This is a genomic window from Oscillibacter sp., assembly GCF_040505565.1.
In the GTDB taxonomy this organism is placed as follows: Bacteria; Bacillota; Clostridia; order Oscillospirales; family Oscillospiraceae; genus Oscillibacter.
In genome coordinates this window covers 139889-157626 of the sequence record NZ_JBEUWZ010000013.1, presented here as the reverse complement: position 1 = coordinate 157626, position 17738 = coordinate 139889, and the positions used below count along the sequence as shown (strand labels likewise).

The 17738-nt window shown below is 53.7% G+C and carries 13 protein-coding genes; 6 read left to right on the top strand and 7 right to left on the bottom strand.

The genetic code is table 11. The features are described from left to right. Window positions 1-97 precede the first annotated feature (97 nt). The 5 genes from ABWQ15_RS07475 to ABWQ15_RS07455 form a co-directional block, all read right to left on the bottom strand. Window positions 98-874, bottom strand: a complete 777-nt coding sequence (locus ABWQ15_RS07475; protein WP_353908135.1) for an enoyl-CoA hydratase-related protein — start codon at window positions 872-874, stop codon at window positions 98-100. A gap of 54 nt (window positions 875-928) precedes the next feature. Then, window positions 929-4456, bottom strand: a complete 3528-nt coding sequence (nifJ, locus tag ABWQ15_RS07470; protein ID WP_353908134.1) for a pyruvate:ferredoxin (flavodoxin) oxidoreductase — start codon at window positions 4454-4456, stop codon at window positions 929-931. Between the two features lie 90 nt (window positions 4457-4546). Then, window positions 4547-5710 (bottom strand): UxaA family hydrolase, encoded by a 1164-nt coding sequence (locus ABWQ15_RS07465; protein ID WP_353908133.1) that lies wholly within the window; start codon window positions 5708-5710, stop codon window positions 4547-4549. A gap of 14 nt (window positions 5711-5724) precedes the next feature. Beyond that, window positions 5725-6006, bottom strand: coding sequence for a UxaA family hydrolase (locus tag ABWQ15_RS07460; RefSeq protein ID WP_353908132.1), 282 nt, complete (start codon window positions 6004-6006; stop codon window positions 5725-5727). A gap of 13 nt (window positions 6007-6019) precedes the next feature. After that, on the bottom strand, window positions 6020-7297 hold the full coding sequence (locus ABWQ15_RS07455) for a nickel pincer cofactor-dependent isomerase, group 22 (protein WP_353908131.1): 1278 nt from the start codon (window positions 7295-7297) through the stop codon (window positions 6020-6022). A gap of 418 nt (window positions 7298-7715) precedes the next feature. Here ABWQ15_RS07455 and ABWQ15_RS07450 point away from each other — a divergent pair, with 418 nt between their 5' ends. After that, window positions 7716-8552, top strand: a complete 837-nt coding sequence (locus tag ABWQ15_RS07450) for an IclR family transcriptional regulator (RefSeq protein ID WP_353908130.1) — start codon at window positions 7716-7718, stop codon at window positions 8550-8552. Between the two features lie 262 nt (window positions 8553-8814). Here the strand turns inward: ABWQ15_RS07450 and ABWQ15_RS07445 are convergent, their stop codons facing one another. Both ABWQ15_RS07445 and ABWQ15_RS07440 read right to left on the bottom strand, forming a co-directional pair. Beyond that, window positions 8815-9624 (bottom strand): SDR family NAD(P)-dependent oxidoreductase, encoded by an 810-nt coding sequence (locus ABWQ15_RS07445; RefSeq protein WP_353908129.1) that lies wholly within the window; start codon window positions 9622-9624, stop codon window positions 8815-8817. 75 nt (window positions 9625-9699) lie between these two features. Continuing rightward, entirely contained in the window at window positions 9700-10464 is a 765-nt protein-coding gene (locus tag ABWQ15_RS07440) for an IclR family transcriptional regulator (RefSeq protein WP_353908128.1), read from the bottom strand. A gap of 506 nt (window positions 10465-10970) precedes the next feature. Here ABWQ15_RS07440 and nifJ (ABWQ15_RS07435) point away from each other — a divergent pair. The 5 genes from nifJ (ABWQ15_RS07435) to ABWQ15_RS07415 all read left to right on the top strand — a co-directional run bounded on the left by nifJ (ABWQ15_RS07435) (window position 10971) and on the right by ABWQ15_RS07415 (window position 17704). Continuing rightward, on the top strand, window positions 10971-14492 hold the full coding sequence (gene nifJ / locus ABWQ15_RS07435) for a pyruvate:ferredoxin (flavodoxin) oxidoreductase (RefSeq protein ID WP_353908127.1): 3522 nt from the start codon (window positions 10971-10973) through the stop codon (window positions 14490-14492). 12 nt (window positions 14493-14504) lie between these two features. Beyond that, window positions 14505-14948 carry a 3-hydroxyacyl-ACP dehydratase FabZ gene (gene fabZ, locus ABWQ15_RS07430; protein ID WP_353908126.1) on the top strand — a complete coding sequence of 148 codons (444 nt, stop codon included), beginning with the start codon at window positions 14505-14507 and terminating at the stop codon, window positions 14946-14948. Window positions 14949-15537: 589 nt separating this feature from the next. Then, complete coding sequence (locus ABWQ15_RS07425) at window positions 15538-15972, top strand: DUF3842 family protein (protein ID WP_353908125.1); 435 nt, start codon at window positions 15538-15540, stop codon at window positions 15970-15972. 2 nt (window positions 15973-15974) lie between these two features. Next, window positions 15975-17015, top strand: coding sequence for a uridine kinase family protein (locus ABWQ15_RS07420; RefSeq protein WP_353908124.1), 1041 nt, complete (start codon window positions 15975-15977; stop codon window positions 17013-17015). A 125-nt stretch (window positions 17016-17140) separates the two neighbouring features. Beyond that, complete coding sequence (locus ABWQ15_RS07415; protein WP_353908123.1) at window positions 17141-17704, top strand: ECF transporter S component; 564 nt, start codon at window positions 17141-17143, stop codon at window positions 17702-17704. Window positions 17705-17738 lie beyond the last annotated feature (34 nt).

The following is a 17738-nucleotide window of genomic DNA, read 5'->3' as shown; positions in this document are numbered from 1 at the left end:
GCCCCGTGGCCCGATGCCGGTATAAACGCTCTTACTGCTCTTTTTCGGCCAGCCGCTTATAAGATTCATAGCGCTCCTGGCTGTCACTGATCATTGCTTACTGGTTTTTAAACGCAGCCGGTCGCTTTTCCAGGAAAGCGGTCATGCCTTCCTTTTGATCGCTGGTCCCAAAACACATCGCAAACAGTTCGTTTTCGATTGCAATTCCAGTATCCAGGTCTGTCTGCAATCCTCTGTCAATGCACGCCTTGGAGTATTTCACGGCAATCGGCGCATTTTTCGCAAAGGACCTTGCCATGGCAACCGCAGACTCCATCAGCGTTTCGGGGGAATACATTGCATTTACAAGGCCAATCTCTTTTGCCTCGTCTGCTTTGACCATTCTGCCGGAGAAAATCAGCTCTTTTGCTTTTGCTGCGCCAATCCGTCGTGCCAGACGCTGGGTACCGGAAAAGCCGGGTGTGATGCCCAGTGTGACTTCCGGCTGCCCAAACTTCGCTTTTTCAGAGGCCAAAATGATATCGCAGGCCATTGCCAGCTCACATCCTCCACCCAAGGCAAACCCGTTGACGGCGGCAATAGTGGGAATTTCCAGCCGCTCAATTCTGCGGAAAAGTGCGGAGCCTCTCCGTCCCCAGGCCCGACCACCAGCCAAGTCCAGCGGACATTGCTCGGCAATATCGGCACCGGCAACAAAAGAACGCCCCTCTCCCGTGAGAATCAGTACTCTCAGGGTCTTGTCCGCCTCAATCTCACCCATCAACTTCTCCAATTCGCCGATTACCGTGGAATTCAAGGCGTTCAGGGCCTCCGGCCTGTTGATGCTGGCAATCCCAATGCCATCATTAACCTCGTAGTGAATGGTAGTGTACAATAAACTTCCTCCTTATTTTTTCAGCACTATTACTTCAAAGCACCTGTGAGTTCATCACTCAGTGTCCTGCGCCATCCTGCGATATTTGGCATAACGAGCCTTGGCGTCGGCGATGTTCTTCTCATAAAGAGCGTCGGCGCGCTCGGGGAAGTTATTCTTCAGGGATGCATAGCGGTTTTCGCCCATGAGGAAGTCCTTGATTTTTCCAATGTCGGGCTCGGGAGAATCCAGCTGGAAGGGATTCTTTCCCTCGGCCGTTCGGCGAGGATCATAGCGATAGAGATGCCAGTAGCCGCAGTCAACGGCCTTCTTCATCTCATCCTGTGTGCAGCTCATGCCCGCCTTGATATGCTGCTCCAGGCAGGGGCAATAGGCGATGATAATGGAGGGGCCGGGATAGGCCTCGGCTTCCCGAATGGCCTTGAGGGTTTGAGCCTGGTCATAGCCCATAGCCACCTGCGCAACATAGACATAGCCGTAGCTCATAAAGATTGCGCCCAGGTCCTTCTTGGAAATTTGCTTGCCGCCGGCGGCGAACTTTGCAACAGCAGCGGTGGGAGTTGCTTTGGAGGACTGTCCGCCGGTGTTGGAATAAACCTCGGTGTCGAGAACCAGCAGGTTGACATCCCGGTTTTGAGCAAGGACATGGTCGATGCCGCCAAAGCCGATATCATAGGCCCAGCCGTCACCGCCAAATGCCCAGATAGACTTCTTGGCCAGATACTCTTGATTGTCCAGAACAAATTCCACATCCGGCGTCTTTTCGCCGGCTTTCAGTGCGGCAATGAGCGCATCGGAGACCTGACGGGACTTTTCCTTGTCGTCCCAGTCGGCCAGATAACTGTTGACGGCGTCCACAGCCACGCCGGAACTTTTCACGGCTTCCAGATGCGTGAGAATCTCCCTGCGGATGGCATCCTGCGCATGGAAGAATCCATAGGCAAACTCCGCATTGTCTTCAAACAGGGAATGCTCCCAGGCGGGGCCGAAGCCACGGCTGTCACGGCAGTAGGGCAGAATGGGTGCTCCGCCGCTGTAAGCGGACGAGCAGCCCGCGGCGTTGCCGACATACATGCGGTCGCCCACCAGTTGGCTGACCAGCTTGATGTAGGTGGTCTCGGCGCAGCCTGCGCATGCGGCAGAGAACTGGAAGTAGGGCTTTGCGAACTGAATATTCTTGACCGTCTTGCTGTTGATGACGTCCTTTTTCAGATAGGATTCATTCATGGCGATCTCGTCGAAGTTGCTCTGCTCGGGCTTCATCTCCTCAAAAGGCGTCATGACCAGCGCCTCCTTGGCTGGGCATACCGTCAGGCACACGCCGCAGCTTAGGCAGTCATAGGGAGATACCTGCATGCGGAAGGAATAGGCGGGCGCGTCCTTGCCAAGGCCCTTGGCGGGAACGGTGGTGAAGGATGCGGGAACAGCGGTCTTTTCCTCTTCCGTCAGAAGCACAGGCCGGATGGCCGCATGGGGGCAGGCCATGGCGCAGCGGTTGCACTGGATGCAGGCGTCGCCGTTCCACTTGGGAACGGTGGTGGCCACGCCGCGCTTTGAATAGGCGGAAGTGCCGTTTTCCCAGGTGCCGTCCAGCACGCCGTGCTTTTTGAACACGGAGACCGGGAGCTTGTCTCCCTGCTGGCGATCCATGGGGATGACAATATCCCTGACAAAAGGCGTGGCCTTGATTTCCTCGGCAGGGGCGTCGTGGGCGTCTGCCCAGCTTTCGGGGACCTCCACCCGAACGGCGGCGCTTACGCCCGCGTCGACGGCCTGGTCATTCAGATCGACAATCTTCTGTCCGGCTTTTTTAAAGTAGGAATCGTAGTTGTTCTTCTTCATATCCTCCACAGCAACGTCCAGAGGAATGACCTTGGTCAGGGCAAAGAAGACCGCCTGCAGGATATTGTTGGTCCGATTGCCCAGTCCGATCGCCTCGGCGAGCTTTGCGGCGTCAATGATGTAGAACTGAACATGCTTGCGGGCCAAGTCCCGCTTCATCTTTGCGGTAAGATGATTTTCCAGCTCCCCAACCCTCCACGGGCAGTTGAGAAGGAAGGTACCGCCCTCCTTCAGATCTTCGGTGGTATCGTACTTATTGACATAGGTAGGCGCGTGAACGGCTACAAAATCCGCAGATGAGACCAGATATGTAGAGCGAATGGGTTCATCTCCGAAGCGCAGGTGGGACTGGGTCAGGCCGCCGGACTTCATGGAGTCATAAGAGAAGTAAGCCTGCGCGTACTTGTTTGCGGTCAGGCCGATTGTGGTGATCGCGTTCTTGTTGGCTCCTACCGTGCCGTCGCCTCCAAGGCCCCAGATTTTGCAGGAAATCTCACCGGGATGCGCAAGTTCCACCTCTTTGTAATCCAGGGAGGTGTGGGTGACGTCGTCGTTAATGCCGATGGTGAAGTCATTTTTAGGAGTTTCCTGTCTGAGATTATCGTAAACGGCAATAAACTGGCCCGGAGTGGTGTCCTTGGAGGAAAGGCCGTAACGGCCGCCCACGATCTTGATATCGCTTCTTCCCACCTGATTCAGCGCGGTGCACACATCCAGATACAGGGGCTCACCCACGGAACCCGTTTCCTTGGAGCGATCCAAAACGGCAATCTTTTTGCAAGTTGCGGGAATGGCCTCAGTGAAATGCTTCACAGAGAAAGGTCTGTACAGGTGCACCTGCAGCAGACCAACCTTACGTCCATTGGCATTGAGAAAATCAATGGTTTCCTTCACGGCTTCGCAAGCCGAGCACATGACCACGATGACCTCTTCGGCATCGGAAGCCCCGTAGTAGTTGAACAGCTTGTAATCCCGACCGGTCAGCTTGTTGATCTCGTCCATGTAGTGCTGGACCTTGTCGGGCAGAGACGCGCTCTTTTCGTTTGCGCCCTCTTTGCACTGAAAGTAGACGTCCGGGTTGACGTTGTTACCACGGTTGGTGGGATGCTCCGGGTTGAGGGAATGGCGGCGGAAATCCTTCAGGGCCGCGTAATCCACGAGGCCTCTTAAATCTTCGTAGTCCAAAGCCTCAATGCGCTGCATCTCGTGAGAAGTGCGGAAACCGTCAAAGCAGTGCATAAACGCATACTTGGAGCTGATGGCAGACAGGTGGGCAACCGCCGCCAAATCCATACATTCCTGGGGGGTAGAGGACATCAGCATTGCATAGCCCGTTGTGCGGCAGGTCATGAAGTCGGTATGATCGCCGAAAATGGAGTGGTGGTTGGAGGTGACCACTCTGGATGCAATGTGCATGACACTGGGAAGAAACTGTCCGCCCATGGCGAACATGGCGGGAATCATCAGCATCAATCCCTGGGACGAGGTGAACGTGGTGGTCAGCGCGCCCGCCTGCAAGGAGCCGTGGCAAGTCCCGGCGGCGCCTGCCTCAGACTGCATCTGAATGACATCCACCGTGGATCCGAACAGGTTTTTCCTGCCCTTTGCAGACCACTCGTCCACTTTTTCCGCCATCGGAGAAGACGGCGTGATCGGGTAAATGGCTGCAACCTCTGTAAACGCATAAGCTGCGTGAGCGGCAGCGGTATTCCCGTCCATAACTACATATTTCTTTTTCATTTGACATTCCTCTTTTATATATTTGTAACCCCGATACCTTGGGGGTACTCTCCGTTTTATGGGCAGCCCTGAATTTCAAAACGTGGTGTGTTACACATAATTGCACACCCGGGCAATGGCCATCTCGGTAAAGCCCAGAGCTTCTGCCTTGGTCTGCTTGCCGCAGGCAACGTCCCGGACCATCTGATAGAGTTCATCGCCCAGCTCTTCCATCGTCTTACTGCCATAAATCACGGGGGAGGCATCCAGATCGATGTTATCCTCCATTTTGGCAAAGGTCAGCTTGTTGCCGGTGATCTTGATCACGGGCACAATAGGGTTCCCCGTCGGTGTGCCGCGGCCGCTGGAGAACACCACTACCTGTGCGCCGCCGGCCGCCATGGCCGCAACGGAGGACGGGTCGTTTCCCGGCGTGTCCATGATGACAAGGCCGCTTTTGGGTTCCACCTGCTTTGCGTAATCGTACACGGCGTTAACGGGGCTGTGGCCGCCCTTGTGGATGCAGCCCAGGGACTTCTCCTCCAGTGTGGTCAGCCCGCCCGCCTTGTTGCCGGGGGAGGGATTTCCCTCACGAACTTCTTCCCCCACCAGCTGCAGCGCCTTTTCATAACGGTGCACGATATCCAGAATCCGTTCGTGCACCTCCGGAGACGCGGCGCGTCTGGCCAGAATATGCTCCGCTCCGATAAACTCGGTGGTCTCGCTGAGGATGGAGGTACCGCCGTCGGACACCAGCAGATCGCTCAGCCGACCAATCAGGGGATTGGCCGCAAGGCCGCTGGTGGGGTCGCTGCCGCCGCACTCGGTGCCCAGAATCAGCTCGGACATGGGAAATTCCTGCTTTTGCAGCATGGAAGCCTCTGCCGCCATTTCCTTGGCGTAGCGTACGGCCATATCCACAGCTTTCAGGGTGCCACCGACTTCCTGAATAATGACCTGCCTCATGGGTTTATTGGTGCGCTCCGCAATGGCCTGAGCCACCAGATCCATCTGGCAGTTCTCGCAGCCCAGGGACACAATCACGGTCCCGTACACATTGGGGTTGGCGGCATAGCCCGCCATCACGTCCATGGTCAGCTGCTGGTCGGACGCCACCTGGGAGCAGCCATTCTGGTTGTTAAACGTCACCGTCCCGTTAACCTGCTGGGCAACGATGCGGGTCGTGTCAGAGGCACAGACGCTGGCTGGCAGAATGAGGACATAGTTACGAATGCCCACGCGGCCATCCGACCGCCTATAGCCATAAAATGTCATTTTATCTCTCCTCCTCAGCCCAGATTCTCCCGGTGGCTGGATAGGTTGTGCACATGAACATGCTCACCCTTTTTGATGTCGCAGGCCGCTACCCCGATATGTTGACCGTACTTGGAGACAGGCGCAGCGGCGGGAATGTCATTCCGTGCGACTTTATGATAGATCGTAATGTCCTCCAGAGCGGGAAACTGAACAGCTTCCCCGTTGCAGTCATACTCAACGGTTTCGCCCTTGCCAATGGGTTCAATTGCCACAACCACGTCATCGGCGGAGTCGATCAGCATTGCATTTCGCATGGATGGTCCCTCCTTAAAACAAATTGCCTTCTCTGTCAAACTTCAAATCGTAGGGCTCAGACAGAATTTCAATATTGGGGTTGGCCTTTGCCAGCGGCAGCAAGGCCTCGGAAATCTCGATCTCGTCAATATGGGCAGTGTTGCGAATACGGATCATCTTCAGGTTCTGCTGATCCTCCGCCTCCGGGCAGCAGCAAAGAGCAAGCTGCATGGCCTCGCGGTCGTTGTCCATAATCATGGGAATCTTCATCAGGTGCAAAAACGTATTGGTCACGCCGGTGGGATAGGTCATCTCCAGGTTCATCTTGTTGAAAAGACGCCGGGTGGTGACCTCGGCCAGGCCGATGCCCTGGGCGTTACCGTGGGTCTCGTCGGTCAGGTCCAAAATGACGACTTTTTCCGCCGCGATTCCCCCGGAGCAGAACTGGGGCAGAACAAAGCGACCGGAGATATTGGGATCCATCCCGTCGCCGCTGATGTTTTTGCCGATCTGATCCACCACTAACACATCGCACTTATCAAATAACAAATGTGCAATGGTCTTATAGGAAAGCTCCTTGAGCTTAGGTTCTTCGTCGATGATCTCCTGCGGGGTGAGTCCCCGGATAAGATACGTCTCGTCATAGGCGTTTTCAACGACGGCGATCCCGCCCAAAACCGGGGCGTTTTTGAGAATTGTTCTGCCGTATTCCTCCACCAGCTCGTGCATAATGGCGGGGCTTTGGGAATGCAGGGCGTTGGCGCCCACCTGCTTGCCAAGACCGATGGCCATCATTTTCATCAGGCCGCTTTCGTAGGGGCCGCGGAAGGAGGTGTGGGGCTTGATGCGGTTGAAGAGGAGAATTCCGTCGGCCTCAGCGGCGTTCTTGTCAATCCGCACATGCTGGTGACGTTTTTCTGTGACACCGATCTCCACGGTGTCCATGCAGCTTTTCACGGGGCAGCCCATCGCCTCTTCCGTGACGCCGTAATCCTTCAAAATCTGCAGCTGACCCTCGGCGGTAGCGCCGCCGTGGCTGCCCATGGCTGCCACGATAAACGGCTCTGCACCTCTTGATTTTACAAAATCCACCATAGCGCGGGCCATCAGGGCGTTGTGGTTGATGCCGCGGCTGCCGCAGGTAATCGCAATTTTCATACCCGGAAGGATTCTGCCGCCCAACTCCTCGCGGTCGAGTTCCCTGAGAATGGTCGCGGGAATCTCATGGATACAGGTTCTGTCAAAATTTTCCCGAACCCTCACCATCCGCGGAATCGGTACGTTCTCAATGAGATTGGTAATTGTTTTCATATCGCTTTTTCCTCCTACATAAGCCGCCGTTCACTTTGCTAGACTGCTTCGCAGCAAAAATACAGCTGATCATCAGACTATTAATTGTAAAAGTCACTCAAGTTGTAAGGCGTTAACGCCGATAGACAATTTGGGGACAGAGTGTTTATGTTTGTTCAAGTTGCATGAGGATGACCATCATACCTGAAAAAATTTTTCTGAACTTCGAATAGGTGGTTTCCCACCGTCTCTATTGTTCCTATTTAAGAACTAGCAGCTTAATTAGGAACTACACAAATTATTATCCCATTTTTTCGTTTTGTCAATGAGTGCCGGATCAATTGTTTATTTTTGTTCAACTGAATAAAATTAAATGAATTTTTTGTGAGAAAAAACACTTGTCCTTTTTAAGCATATATATAAATATGAGTTATCGCACGTGCTTGCAAAAGGTAAAGAACTTTGCTATGATGATTTCATTAAATTAAAAGAGGTTTTAACCATGCTACAGGATCAGCACCGATCGACCGCTCGTGTTTTAGACATTTTGGAAGAGCTTGCATTTTCACCCGATGGAGAAGGATTTACGTTTACAGAATTAGCCACGACTCTGGGGGCACCCAAAAGCAGCCTGTTCCCCATTATTCATACACTTGAGGAACGTAAGTATATACAAAAAGACAGGCAATCCGGCAAGTACAGTATCGGTATTCGCACCTGTCTTTTGAATGCCGGTTTTCAAGATGACGGCGGAATAAAATTGGTATCTAAAATCATGCACTCGATAGTGGATGTTTGTGAAGAAACTTGTCAATTGGGTATTTTGGACGAGGGGAATGTCTTTTACATTCAAAAAGTGGATTCTCCCCAAAAAATCCGTATGATTTCTCATGTTGGGACTAAGTTGCCTGCCAACTCCACTGCCATTGGCAAGGCATTGCTTAGTGGGCTGAGTGACGAAGCTGTCAAAGCACTCTATCCAAGCGGGCTCCCTAGATTGACAGAGCATACCATAGTGGATATGCATCAGCTTTTATCGCAGCTGAACGATATTCGAAGCAAAGGTATTGCTTGGGAAAAAGAGGAGTCTACTTCCCAGTTGAGTTGCTTGGCTGTCCCGCTCTATTCTCAAGGAATCGTATTTGCAGCTCTGAGTGTCACGGTTCCTTTGTTTCGTTACTCAGATGAAAAAGAACAAATTGTCCGCGCATGCCTGTTGAATGCAAGAAAGGAAATAGAACAGCTAGCCAAATCCCGGAAGCTTTCTTTAGCATAAGTCCATTTTTAGTTTTAGGTGTACCCTTTATAGTTTTTAATGGCAGTCACCCGAAGATGACCACCTAAATACCAAGTATGTTCTTCGCAAAACAGCCTATTCGTCGCTGGATATCTCACCCGAATGAATATTAAAATTTGACGGTATTATATGTGAGTAATAAAGAGGGCCAACATTCCTGAAGAATGTCGGCCCTCTTATTTCTTATATTACCGGAAGGTGGGATTTGATCTTCCGCGTAATTATTCTTCCGTAGCCCTGCTCAATACTGGGTATCATACTCCCATGGAGCGCCGCCGCACAGGCAGCCACCGTCCACGTGGTAGGCTTGCCCGGTCATATAGGCGGATGCGTCGGAAGCCAGCATAATTGCCATTCCCACCAGCTCCTCCGGCATCCCGGGGCGACGCATGGCGATCCGCTCCAGCAGCCAAGGGGCGCGGGTGGGATGATCCCAGGTCACCTGAGTGAGCTCGGTAAGAATGTGTCCCGGACTAATGGTGTTGGCCCGGATTCCATACTGGGCAAATTCCACGGCCATGGAGCGGGTCAGCGCCACCACGCCGCTTTTCGCAGCCCCGTAGACGGAGCAGCCGCCAAGCATCCCCTCGTCGTTGTGGGACCCGATATTGACGATGTTACCGCTTCTGCGCTTGTACATCTCCCGGGCTACGGCCTGGCTGAGCATAAATACGCCTTTGAGGTTGGTATTCATGATCCGGTCATAGGTCTCCTCGGTCACGTCCAGAACGCCCTCCCGTTTATTTATGCCCGCCACATTGAACAGCACGTCAATTTTCCCGTACCGAGCTGCCACCTCGTCCACGCAGGTATGGATACCGGCGACGTCCGTCACGTCCAAACGGTGGACGGAGGCTTTGCCGCCGTTGGCGATGATCTGGTCAGCCAATGCTTGGCTCTTTTCCACAGAGCGGCCGCACAGCGCCACCTCTGCGCCGGCATAGGCCAGCCCCTCGCTGATGGCCGATCCGATGCCGCCGGCCGCGCCGGACACCAGGATGGTCTTCCCGTCCAATCCAAAGACTCTGTTGAGATACTCTTTGCTGTTCATACTGTTTCCTTTCCTTGTGCGGGTTCAAGCCCTTTAATTGCACTATCTTTTAATAAAAATTAATAGAACGTCTCTTTACTTTCGGTACCCCAGCAGTTCAGAGATTTGCTCCGCGGATTTTTTTATCTCACGGGTGATAAACGCCTGATCCGCCTGCATTCGATAGCTGGGCCCAGCAATGCTGACCGCTGCCCGGGCACGGCAGGTCATATCGAAAATTGGTGCACCAATGCAGATCAGCCCCGTCTCGATCTCGCCGTTGTCCATGGCATAACCGTTCAAGCGGGTCTTGACCAGCTCGTCCCGCAGCTGCTCCGGATCGGTGAGGGTGGAGTCCGTCATAGGCTTTTGATCCAGCATCCATTGGCAGTACTCGTCCACATATTCCTCCGACTGAAAGGCCAGCATGGCCTTGCCGCCACTGGTGGCGTAAGCCGGCGCGCGGCTCCCCACCCGGGTATTGCACACCACGGAACGATGGGTCTCCACCTTATCCAAATAGAAAATGTCATGCTCCAGCAATGCGCTAAGATTGACGGTCTCTTGCACCACGTCGCTCAGCCGCTCCATCTCCGGTCGGGCCAGGCTTCGAATATCGGAGTGTCCCAGAATTGCGCTGGAGAGCAGATACAGCCGCGGACCGACCCGATAGCTCTTTCGAATGGGATCTTGCTCCAGATACTGCCGCTCTACCAAGGTGGAAATCTGCCTGAACACCGTGGTTGTGGGAAGGTCCAGCCGCTCCACCAGAGCCTTGAGCGTCCACTCAGTTCCGGAATCCATAAAGCACTCTAGAATTTGCAGTGCCCGCATAATACTGGAAACTTGTTCTTTTGCCATATATTTTCAACCTTTCGCGCAGAATTCTCCTCTGCTTTTTGGGCTCGTCCATAGTTTGTGTGGGTAGCAAAATGGCGTTCAGGCTAGATGTCGCAAAAGTTTGCATGGAAATAAAACCCACAGTGAAAAAGCACGTGTTTAGCATGAGATTCAAAGCCAGTCAAGGAACCGGCTTCGCCTTGCTTGTGGCATCCTTAGAATCCCATGCTATGCGGTAACCAAGAGGGGCTAATGCCCCTTTATGAGCAAGACTCATATGCTCTATTTTTACCCACACATACTACCGAAGCCTCGATTTTTGTTTGTCATGCGCTTGACAAAAACTGCACAAGCATTTATTATTTACTGTAACATAAATGTTTTCATTTGTGAATATTTTTTTGCTCTATTTTCGGAAATAGTTTCCGCTGTGTGGAATATTCACAATTGAGCATGGCAAAATTCTTATTCCCGAGCACCACGCAAAGTCATTGATTTTCCAATTTGAGAAAGAAAGGAACCAAACTATGAGTAAGAAAAGTGTTGTCATGGACGGCAATACCGCTGCGGCGTACGTATCCTATGCCTTTACGGAGGTCGCCAGTATTTTCCCGATCACGCCTTCCTCCACCATGGCGGAAAAAGTGGACGCTTGGGCAGCTAATGGAAAGAAAAACATTTTCGGTGAACCTGTCAAAGTCATTCAGATGCAGTCCGAGGCAGGCGCCGCCGGCACCTGCCACGGCTCTTTGCAGGCCGGTGCCCTGACCACCACCTATACAGCGTCCCAGGGTCTGCTGCTGATGATCCCTCCGATGTATAAAATCGCCGGTGAGTTCCTGCCCGGCGTGTTCCATGTCTCCTCCCGTACCATCTCGGTCCATGGCCTATCCATTTTCGGCGACCATTCCGATGTGATGGGCTGCCGCATGATCGGCTTCGGCATGCTGGCCTCCTCCTCTCCTCAGGAGGCGATGGATCTGGGTGCCGTGGCGCACCTGTCCGCCATCAAGGCGCGCCATCCCTTCCTGCACTTCTTTGACGGTTTCCGCACTTCCCATGAGATGCAGAAGATCGACGCTCTGGACTATGACGATCTGGAAAAGCTGGTGGACTTTGACCAGTTGTCGGCTTTCCGCAAAAACGGATTGAACCCCGAACATCCCTCTACCCGCGGCACCACCGTCAACCCCGACATCTTCTTCCAGTGCCGCGAGGGCTGCAACGAACACTACGCCACCCTGCCCGGCATTGTCCAGAGCTATATGGATGAGATCAACAAACTCACTGGCCGGGACTATAAGCTGTTCAACTACTACGGCGCGCCCGACGCCACAGAATGCGTCATCCTCATGGGTTCCTCTGCCGAGACCGTAAAGGAGACGGTGGACTACCTCAACGCCAGCGGGCGCAAGGTAGGCATGATTCAGGTGCACCTATACCGTCCCTTCTCCGCCGAGCACTTTCTGTCGGTCCTGCCCGATACTGTGAAAAAAGTCGCGGTTCTGGATCGGACCAAAGAACCCGGCGGCATGGGTGAGCCTCTCTATCAGGACGTTGAGAGCGTCATGCACCGTTTCCGCCCGGAAATCACGGTGGTCGGCGGTCGCTACGGTCTGGCTTCCAAGGACACCACTCCGGGTCAGATCGTGGCCGTGTACAACAATCTGTCTCAGGAGACACCCAAGAACGATTTCACCATTGGAATTGTGGACGATGTGACCTTCACTTCCCTGCCCTATGAAGAGGTCTCCATTTTCAAAGAGGGTGAGACCTCCTGCAAAATCTGGGGTATCGGCGGCGACGGCACGGTGGGCGCCAACAAAAACACGATTACCACCATCGGTTTGGCGGCCGGCCTGTATGCCCAGGCCTATTTTTCCTATGATTCCAAGAAGTCCGGCGGTTTGACCCAGTCCCACCTGCGGTTTGGGAAAATTCCCATCCGCTCCCCATACTTGGTGAACTCCGCAGATTTTGTAGCCCTGCACGAGCCGGCCTATCTGGGGCAGTACGACGTCACCGCAGATCTGAAGGACGGCGGCACCTTCCTGCTCAACTGCGGCTGGAGCGACGCCGATCTGCCCTCTCATATCCCCGGCAAGATGAAGCGCGATCTGGCGAAAAAGCACACGAAGATGTACATCATCGACGCCACGGACATCGCCCGGGAAATCGGTCTTGGCAACCGCACCAACACCGTGCTTCAGGCGGCCTTTTTCAAGCTGACCAACATTATTCCTCTGGACCTGGCAGTTAAGGAAATGAAAGACGGCATCTATAAGAACTACTTCAAAAAGGCCGGTGAGAAGGTCACCAGCCTGAACTATACCGCCGTGGACCGCGGCATCACCGGTGTGCGGAAGTTTGAGATTCCCGTGGATTGGGCCCATGCGGCCGACGATGTCGCCGCCGAGAAAAACATCCCCGGCTTCATCAAGGATATCGTCGTCCCCATGAACCGCCAGGAGGGCGATAAAATTCCCGTCTCCACCTTTAAGAAGTACAACTGCCTGGACGGCACTTGGCAAAACGGCACCACTCAGTACGAAAAGCGCGGCGTGGCTGTCATGGTTCCCCAGTGGGACGCGGACAAGTGTATTCAGTGCAACCAGTGCGCCTTTGCATGTCCTCACGCAGCCATCCGTCCCGTACTGCTCAACGCAGAAGAAGCGGCCAATAAGCCCGCCGGGTTTCACACGGTTGCGGCCAAGGGCCTGTCCCAGTATCAGTACCGCATGCAGGTCTCTCCTTATGACTGCATGGGCTGCGGCTCCTGCGCCAACGTTTGCCTGGCCAAGGATAACGCCCTGACCATGGTGCCTTTCGAATCTCAGATTGCCGAGCAGGATAACTGGACCTTCGGTGTGGAGCAGACTCCCATCAAAAAGGATGCCTTCTCTGTCAAGAATGTGAAGGCCAGCCAGTTCTCCAAGCCCTATTTCGAATTCTCCGCAGCCTGCGCAGGCTGCGCTGAGACACCCTACATCAAGCTGGTGACTCAGCTGTTCGGCGACCGGATGTACATCGCCAATGCCTCCGGCTGCTCTTCGGCTTACGGCGGCCCCCTGCCCGCCACACCCTACTGCAAGGATGAACGCGGCTTCGGCCCCTCCTGGGAGCAGTCGCTGTTCGAGGACAACGCCGAGTTTGGCTTTGGCTTCCTCAATGCCCACGAGGTCATCAACAAGGAGATCCTGCTGCGCATCCAGACTCTGATGGACGCAGGCGTGGCCAAGGATACCTGCGCAGCCTATCTGCGGGACAAGGGAGAGTCCGAAATGACCCGCGCCGTGTCCGACGCCCTGATTGCCGCCCTGGAACAGGTCAACACTTCCGACCAGGAAGCAACCAAAGCTGTCAAGTTCATTCTGGACAATAAGGAATTCCTGACAAAAAAGTCCATTTGGTGCTTTGGCGGCGACGGCTGGGCCTATGATATCGGTTTCGGCGGCGTGGATCACGTGCTGGCTCAGAACCGCGACATTAACATTCTCGTCATGGACACCGAGGTGTACTCCAACACCGGGGGACAGTCCTCCAAGGCCACACCCACTGCGGCCATCGCAAAGTTTGCCGCCGGCGGTAAGGAAGTGCGCAAAAAAGATCTGGGCAGCATCCTGATGAGCTATGGCTACATCTATGTAGCGCAGGTCTCCATGGGCGCCGATCCCGCCCAGACACTGCGCGCTATCCGCGAGGCTGAGGCCTATCCCGGTCCGTCCATCGTCATCGCCTACTGCCCCTGCCTGGAGCACGGTATTAAGGGCGGCATGGGCAACAGTCAGCTGGAGCAAAAGCGCGCCGTGGAGTGCGGCTACTGGCACCTGTACCGCTACGATCCCCGCCTGAAGGCCGAGGGCAAGAATCCCTTTATTTTGGAATCCAAGGACCCCACCGGCGACCTGACGGCCTATCTCAAGTCCGAGCGCCGCTACGCCGCTCTGGAAGATTCTTTCCCCGAACGTGCCGAGCGGCTTTACGCCAAAACCATCCGTGATGCGAGCGACCGGCTGGAGAGCTACAAGCGCCGCGCGGACAATGACTGAGGAGGCAATCCAATGGCACAAGCACTGAAACTCAACCACCAGCAGGTCATGGAGATCATTCCTCACAGGGACCCCATGCTGCTGATTGACGAAGTCTCTGAACTCGTCCCCGGGGAGCATATTGCGGCCAGCCTCTACGTCGATCCGGCCCGGGAGATTTTCAAAGGCCACTTTCCCGGCGACCCCGTGCTGCCTGGCGTATATACCGTGGAAGCCACCGCACAGGCCACCGATCTGGTGTTGATGACCAAGCCTGACTATGCCGGCAAAGTGCCGCTGTTCCTTGGCATCAACAATGTGAAATTCCGCAAAAAGATTCTTCCCGGCGATACGTTGGAAATTTACGCAGAAATTCTCAGTGAGCGGCCCGAAAAGGCCATTGCCACTTGCAAATGCACCGTCTATACCGCCGGGGATCTTGCCGCGGAAAGCGAAGTCACCATCGCCATGCGCTGAAGCTTTCCCCTCAACACAGGCGCCGGAATGCAGAATTCAAATGGTTGACCCCATCTAGATTCTGCATTCCGGTCTAATTTGTTAGTGGGATCTTGTTTCGCTCATCGGAAATATAGGCCGCGATGCACGGAGCTGATTAACTAAATTGTAACCGCGGAGCAAGTAAAGGGGCAATTAGGGATTCAGTTAAGAGCGATGCCCGAAGACATGAAAGCAAAGTGAAAATAGTTATTTTACTGCATCTTTGGCATTTGTATGGTACAATAATAAAAACCATGGGAGGGGATCGGCATAGAGAAATCCAATCATGGTACATTCAGGAATCGACATTCAAAGATTAGGCGATGTCTGGATGCGGTCAGTGGGTGCATGGACAAGCTATCTTCTTTCAATTCTTCAAGTTCAGAACTCAGCAGAGGTTTATCTACAGAATACTCGCAGAGGACCGTCGACCACATTCATAGACAGCGCTCATATTATGGAGGTAAAATCATTAAAAAGCGTAGACTTGCGGTCCTTCTGACCGTTGTATTGTTACATGCCGCAGAAATCCGATTTGGAAATTGTGCATACAATTTGGTGAGCAACGATGAGTAAACAAGTTGAATCGAGACGTATTTTGGTACTTGACGGGCAGGGCGGCGGTATGGGCGCGCAACTTATCCGATTGTTGCTTCAAGAACTTCCACAAGATTGTGAACTGTTATGTGTCGGCACCAACGTGCTTGCGACCAGCGCCATGCTGAAGGCAGGTTGTCCGAAGGGGGCCACCGGAGAAAACGCCGCAATCTACCAAGCAAGGCGGGCGGATGTGATTCTTGGACCCATCGGTATTATCTTGGCCAACGGTATTCTGGGTGAGATACCGGCGGCTATGGCAGCAGCAATCTCTGGCTCCGACGCGGTTAAAATTCTGATCCCGTCTAACGCCTGCAACGTCTATGTGGCGGGGACGAAAGACTGTCGACTGGAGGAATATCTGCGTTCAGCAGTTGAGCAGACGCTGAAAGTTCTGAAGGCATAAGTATGAAATTTGAGAAAATACTTCGCCTGCATTCCGAACGATATCCTCTCATGCAGCCGCAGGATTATACAAAGTTGGCCTATCAGAGCGAGTTCGGCCCCGGACATATGATAGAAGACCCCAAGCGGGTTCTGCCCGATCTTCTGGAGGAATGGAAAACTGCCGCTGGCGGCTTCTCACAAGCCCCGGAGTATATTGGAAACGGTCTTTGCCGCTTTCACTTGACGAACGAGTATGACCCAAATGAGGCTGCACCGCTGCTGGCCGAGCTTTTCACGCGCACGACGCAGAAACAGGTCGGTACGCAGTCAGGACTGCAAGAGCGGTTGAAAGCACTTGAATCCTTGCGTGTCATCGGGATGGATGAGTGGCTGTCCGCTTATCAAAAGCGAGGCTGTCCGTCGGTTCATCACAGCGAGACGTTTCGCAAGGCCTATCGCCCCCATTATCGGGTAATAAAAGTGGATTATGCGAATTACTTCCCAGCGCTTTTGGCTGTCAGGGAGTTGATGCAGTTGGGTAAACCGATTTTGGTTGCCATTGACGGCCGCTGTGGCAGCGGCAAATCAATGTTGGCCGCCTTGATCGCGGAACTCTTTTCCTGCAACGTCTTTCATATGGACGACTTCTATCTCCCTATGGAACAGCGCTCGTCCGGTTGGATAGATATCCCCGCGGGCAACATGGATTTTGAGCGCTTTTTGCGGGAAGTGCTTTTGCCCACCTTGAATGGAAGTACTGTAAGATACTGCCCGTTCGACTGCCAAGCAGGCGGTTATAAAGAAGCGGCCCTGCTCTTTACAAAACCGTTGACCATAATCGAGGGCAGCTATTCTCAGCATCCGATGCTTTCCTCACATTATGATCTGAGGATTTTTTTGACCTGCTCCAAAGACGAACAGATTCGACGCCTGCGAACACGAGAAGATACCTATTTCACTGCGTTCCAGACCCATTGGATCCCCATGGAAGAGCGATATCTCAGAGCTTTTGACATTGAGCACGGCAGTACGGTCGCGCTTGATACCAGCGATTTCTTTTAGGCTTAAATAAACAATTGCCACCGCCATGAAGGCGGCGGATCAACTCTGCACTCCGTAAAAAAGCCAGGAAGGCGAAATGGCACAGAAGTGCCACACAAAAAGCTTTTGATAAGGAGAAATTTCAAATGAATGCAAAGATTAAAAACCTGACTCTTGCAGCCCTGCTCTTAGCCCTTGGCATTGTCCTTCCGTTCCTTACGGGACAGCTTCCCCAAGTTGGCAGTATGCTGCTGCCCATGCATTTGCCAGTTCTGCTCTGCGGTTTGATCTGCGGATGGCAGTACGGAGCAGCAGTTGGCTTTATCTTGCCGCTGCTGCGCTTTGCGCTGTTCGGCATGCCGCCGATTTTCCCCACCGGCATTGCTATGGCGGCTGAGTTGGCGACCTATGGCCTGCTGGCGGGACTCTTGTATGCGCACTCTCACTGGCAGTGCATCGTGGCGCTTTACCGCAGCCTGATCGCCGCGATGGTTGCAGGTCGTATCGTATGGGGTGTGGCAGAAATCATTCTGCTGGGGCTTTCCGGAAATGCGTTCACCTGGCAGATGTTTTTTGCGGGCGCGTTTCTGAACGCCATTCCCGGTATCGTACTACAGCTCGTGTTTATCCCCGCCATAATGGTTGCTTTGGATCGGACTGGCATGGTGAAATTCAGGCAGTCGGCATCGAAGAGCGTTGGGGCTAACTGAAAACAGGAGAACCCCGCGTTTGAAGAAGGGAGTT

Bases quoted from the DNA above. Each gene is read 5' to 3' on its own strand.
- nifJ (WP_353908134.1), bottom strand. From the start codon at position 4,456: ATGAAAAAGAAATATGTAGTTATGGACGGGAATACCGCTGCCGCTCAC.
- ABWQ15_RS07465 (WP_353908133.1), bottom strand. From the start codon at position 5,710: ATGACATTTTATGGCTATAGGCGGTCGGATGGCCGCGTGGGCATTCGT.
- ABWQ15_RS07460 (WP_353908132.1), bottom strand. From the start codon at position 6,006: ATGCGAAATGCAATGCTGATCGACTCCGCCGATGACGTGGTTGTGGCA.
- ABWQ15_RS07455 (WP_353908131.1), bottom strand. From the start codon at position 7,297: ATGAAAACAATTACCAATCTCATTGAGAACGTACCGATTCCGCGGATG.
- ABWQ15_RS07445 (WP_353908129.1), bottom strand. From the start codon at position 9,624: ATGAACAGCAAAGAGTATCTCAACAGAGTCTTTGGATTGGACGGGAAG.
- ABWQ15_RS07440 (WP_353908128.1), bottom strand. From the start codon at position 10,464: ATGGCAAAAGAACAAGTTTCCAGTATTATGCGGGCACTGCAAATTCTA.
- nifJ (WP_353908127.1), top strand. From the start codon at position 10,971: ATGAGTAAGAAAAGTGTTGTCATGGACGGCAATACCGCTGCGGCGTAC.
- fabZ (WP_353908126.1), top strand. From the start codon at position 14,505: ATGGCACAAGCACTGAAACTCAACCACCAGCAGGTCATGGAGATCATT.
- ABWQ15_RS07425 (WP_353908125.1), top strand. From the start codon at position 15,538: ATGAGTAAACAAGTTGAATCGAGACGTATTTTGGTACTTGACGGGCAG.
- ABWQ15_RS07420 (WP_353908124.1), top strand. From the start codon at position 15,975: ATGAAATTTGAGAAAATACTTCGCCTGCATTCCGAACGATATCCTCTC.
- ABWQ15_RS07415 (WP_353908123.1), top strand. From the start codon at position 17,141: ATGAATGCAAAGATTAAAAACCTGACTCTTGCAGCCCTGCTCTTAGCC.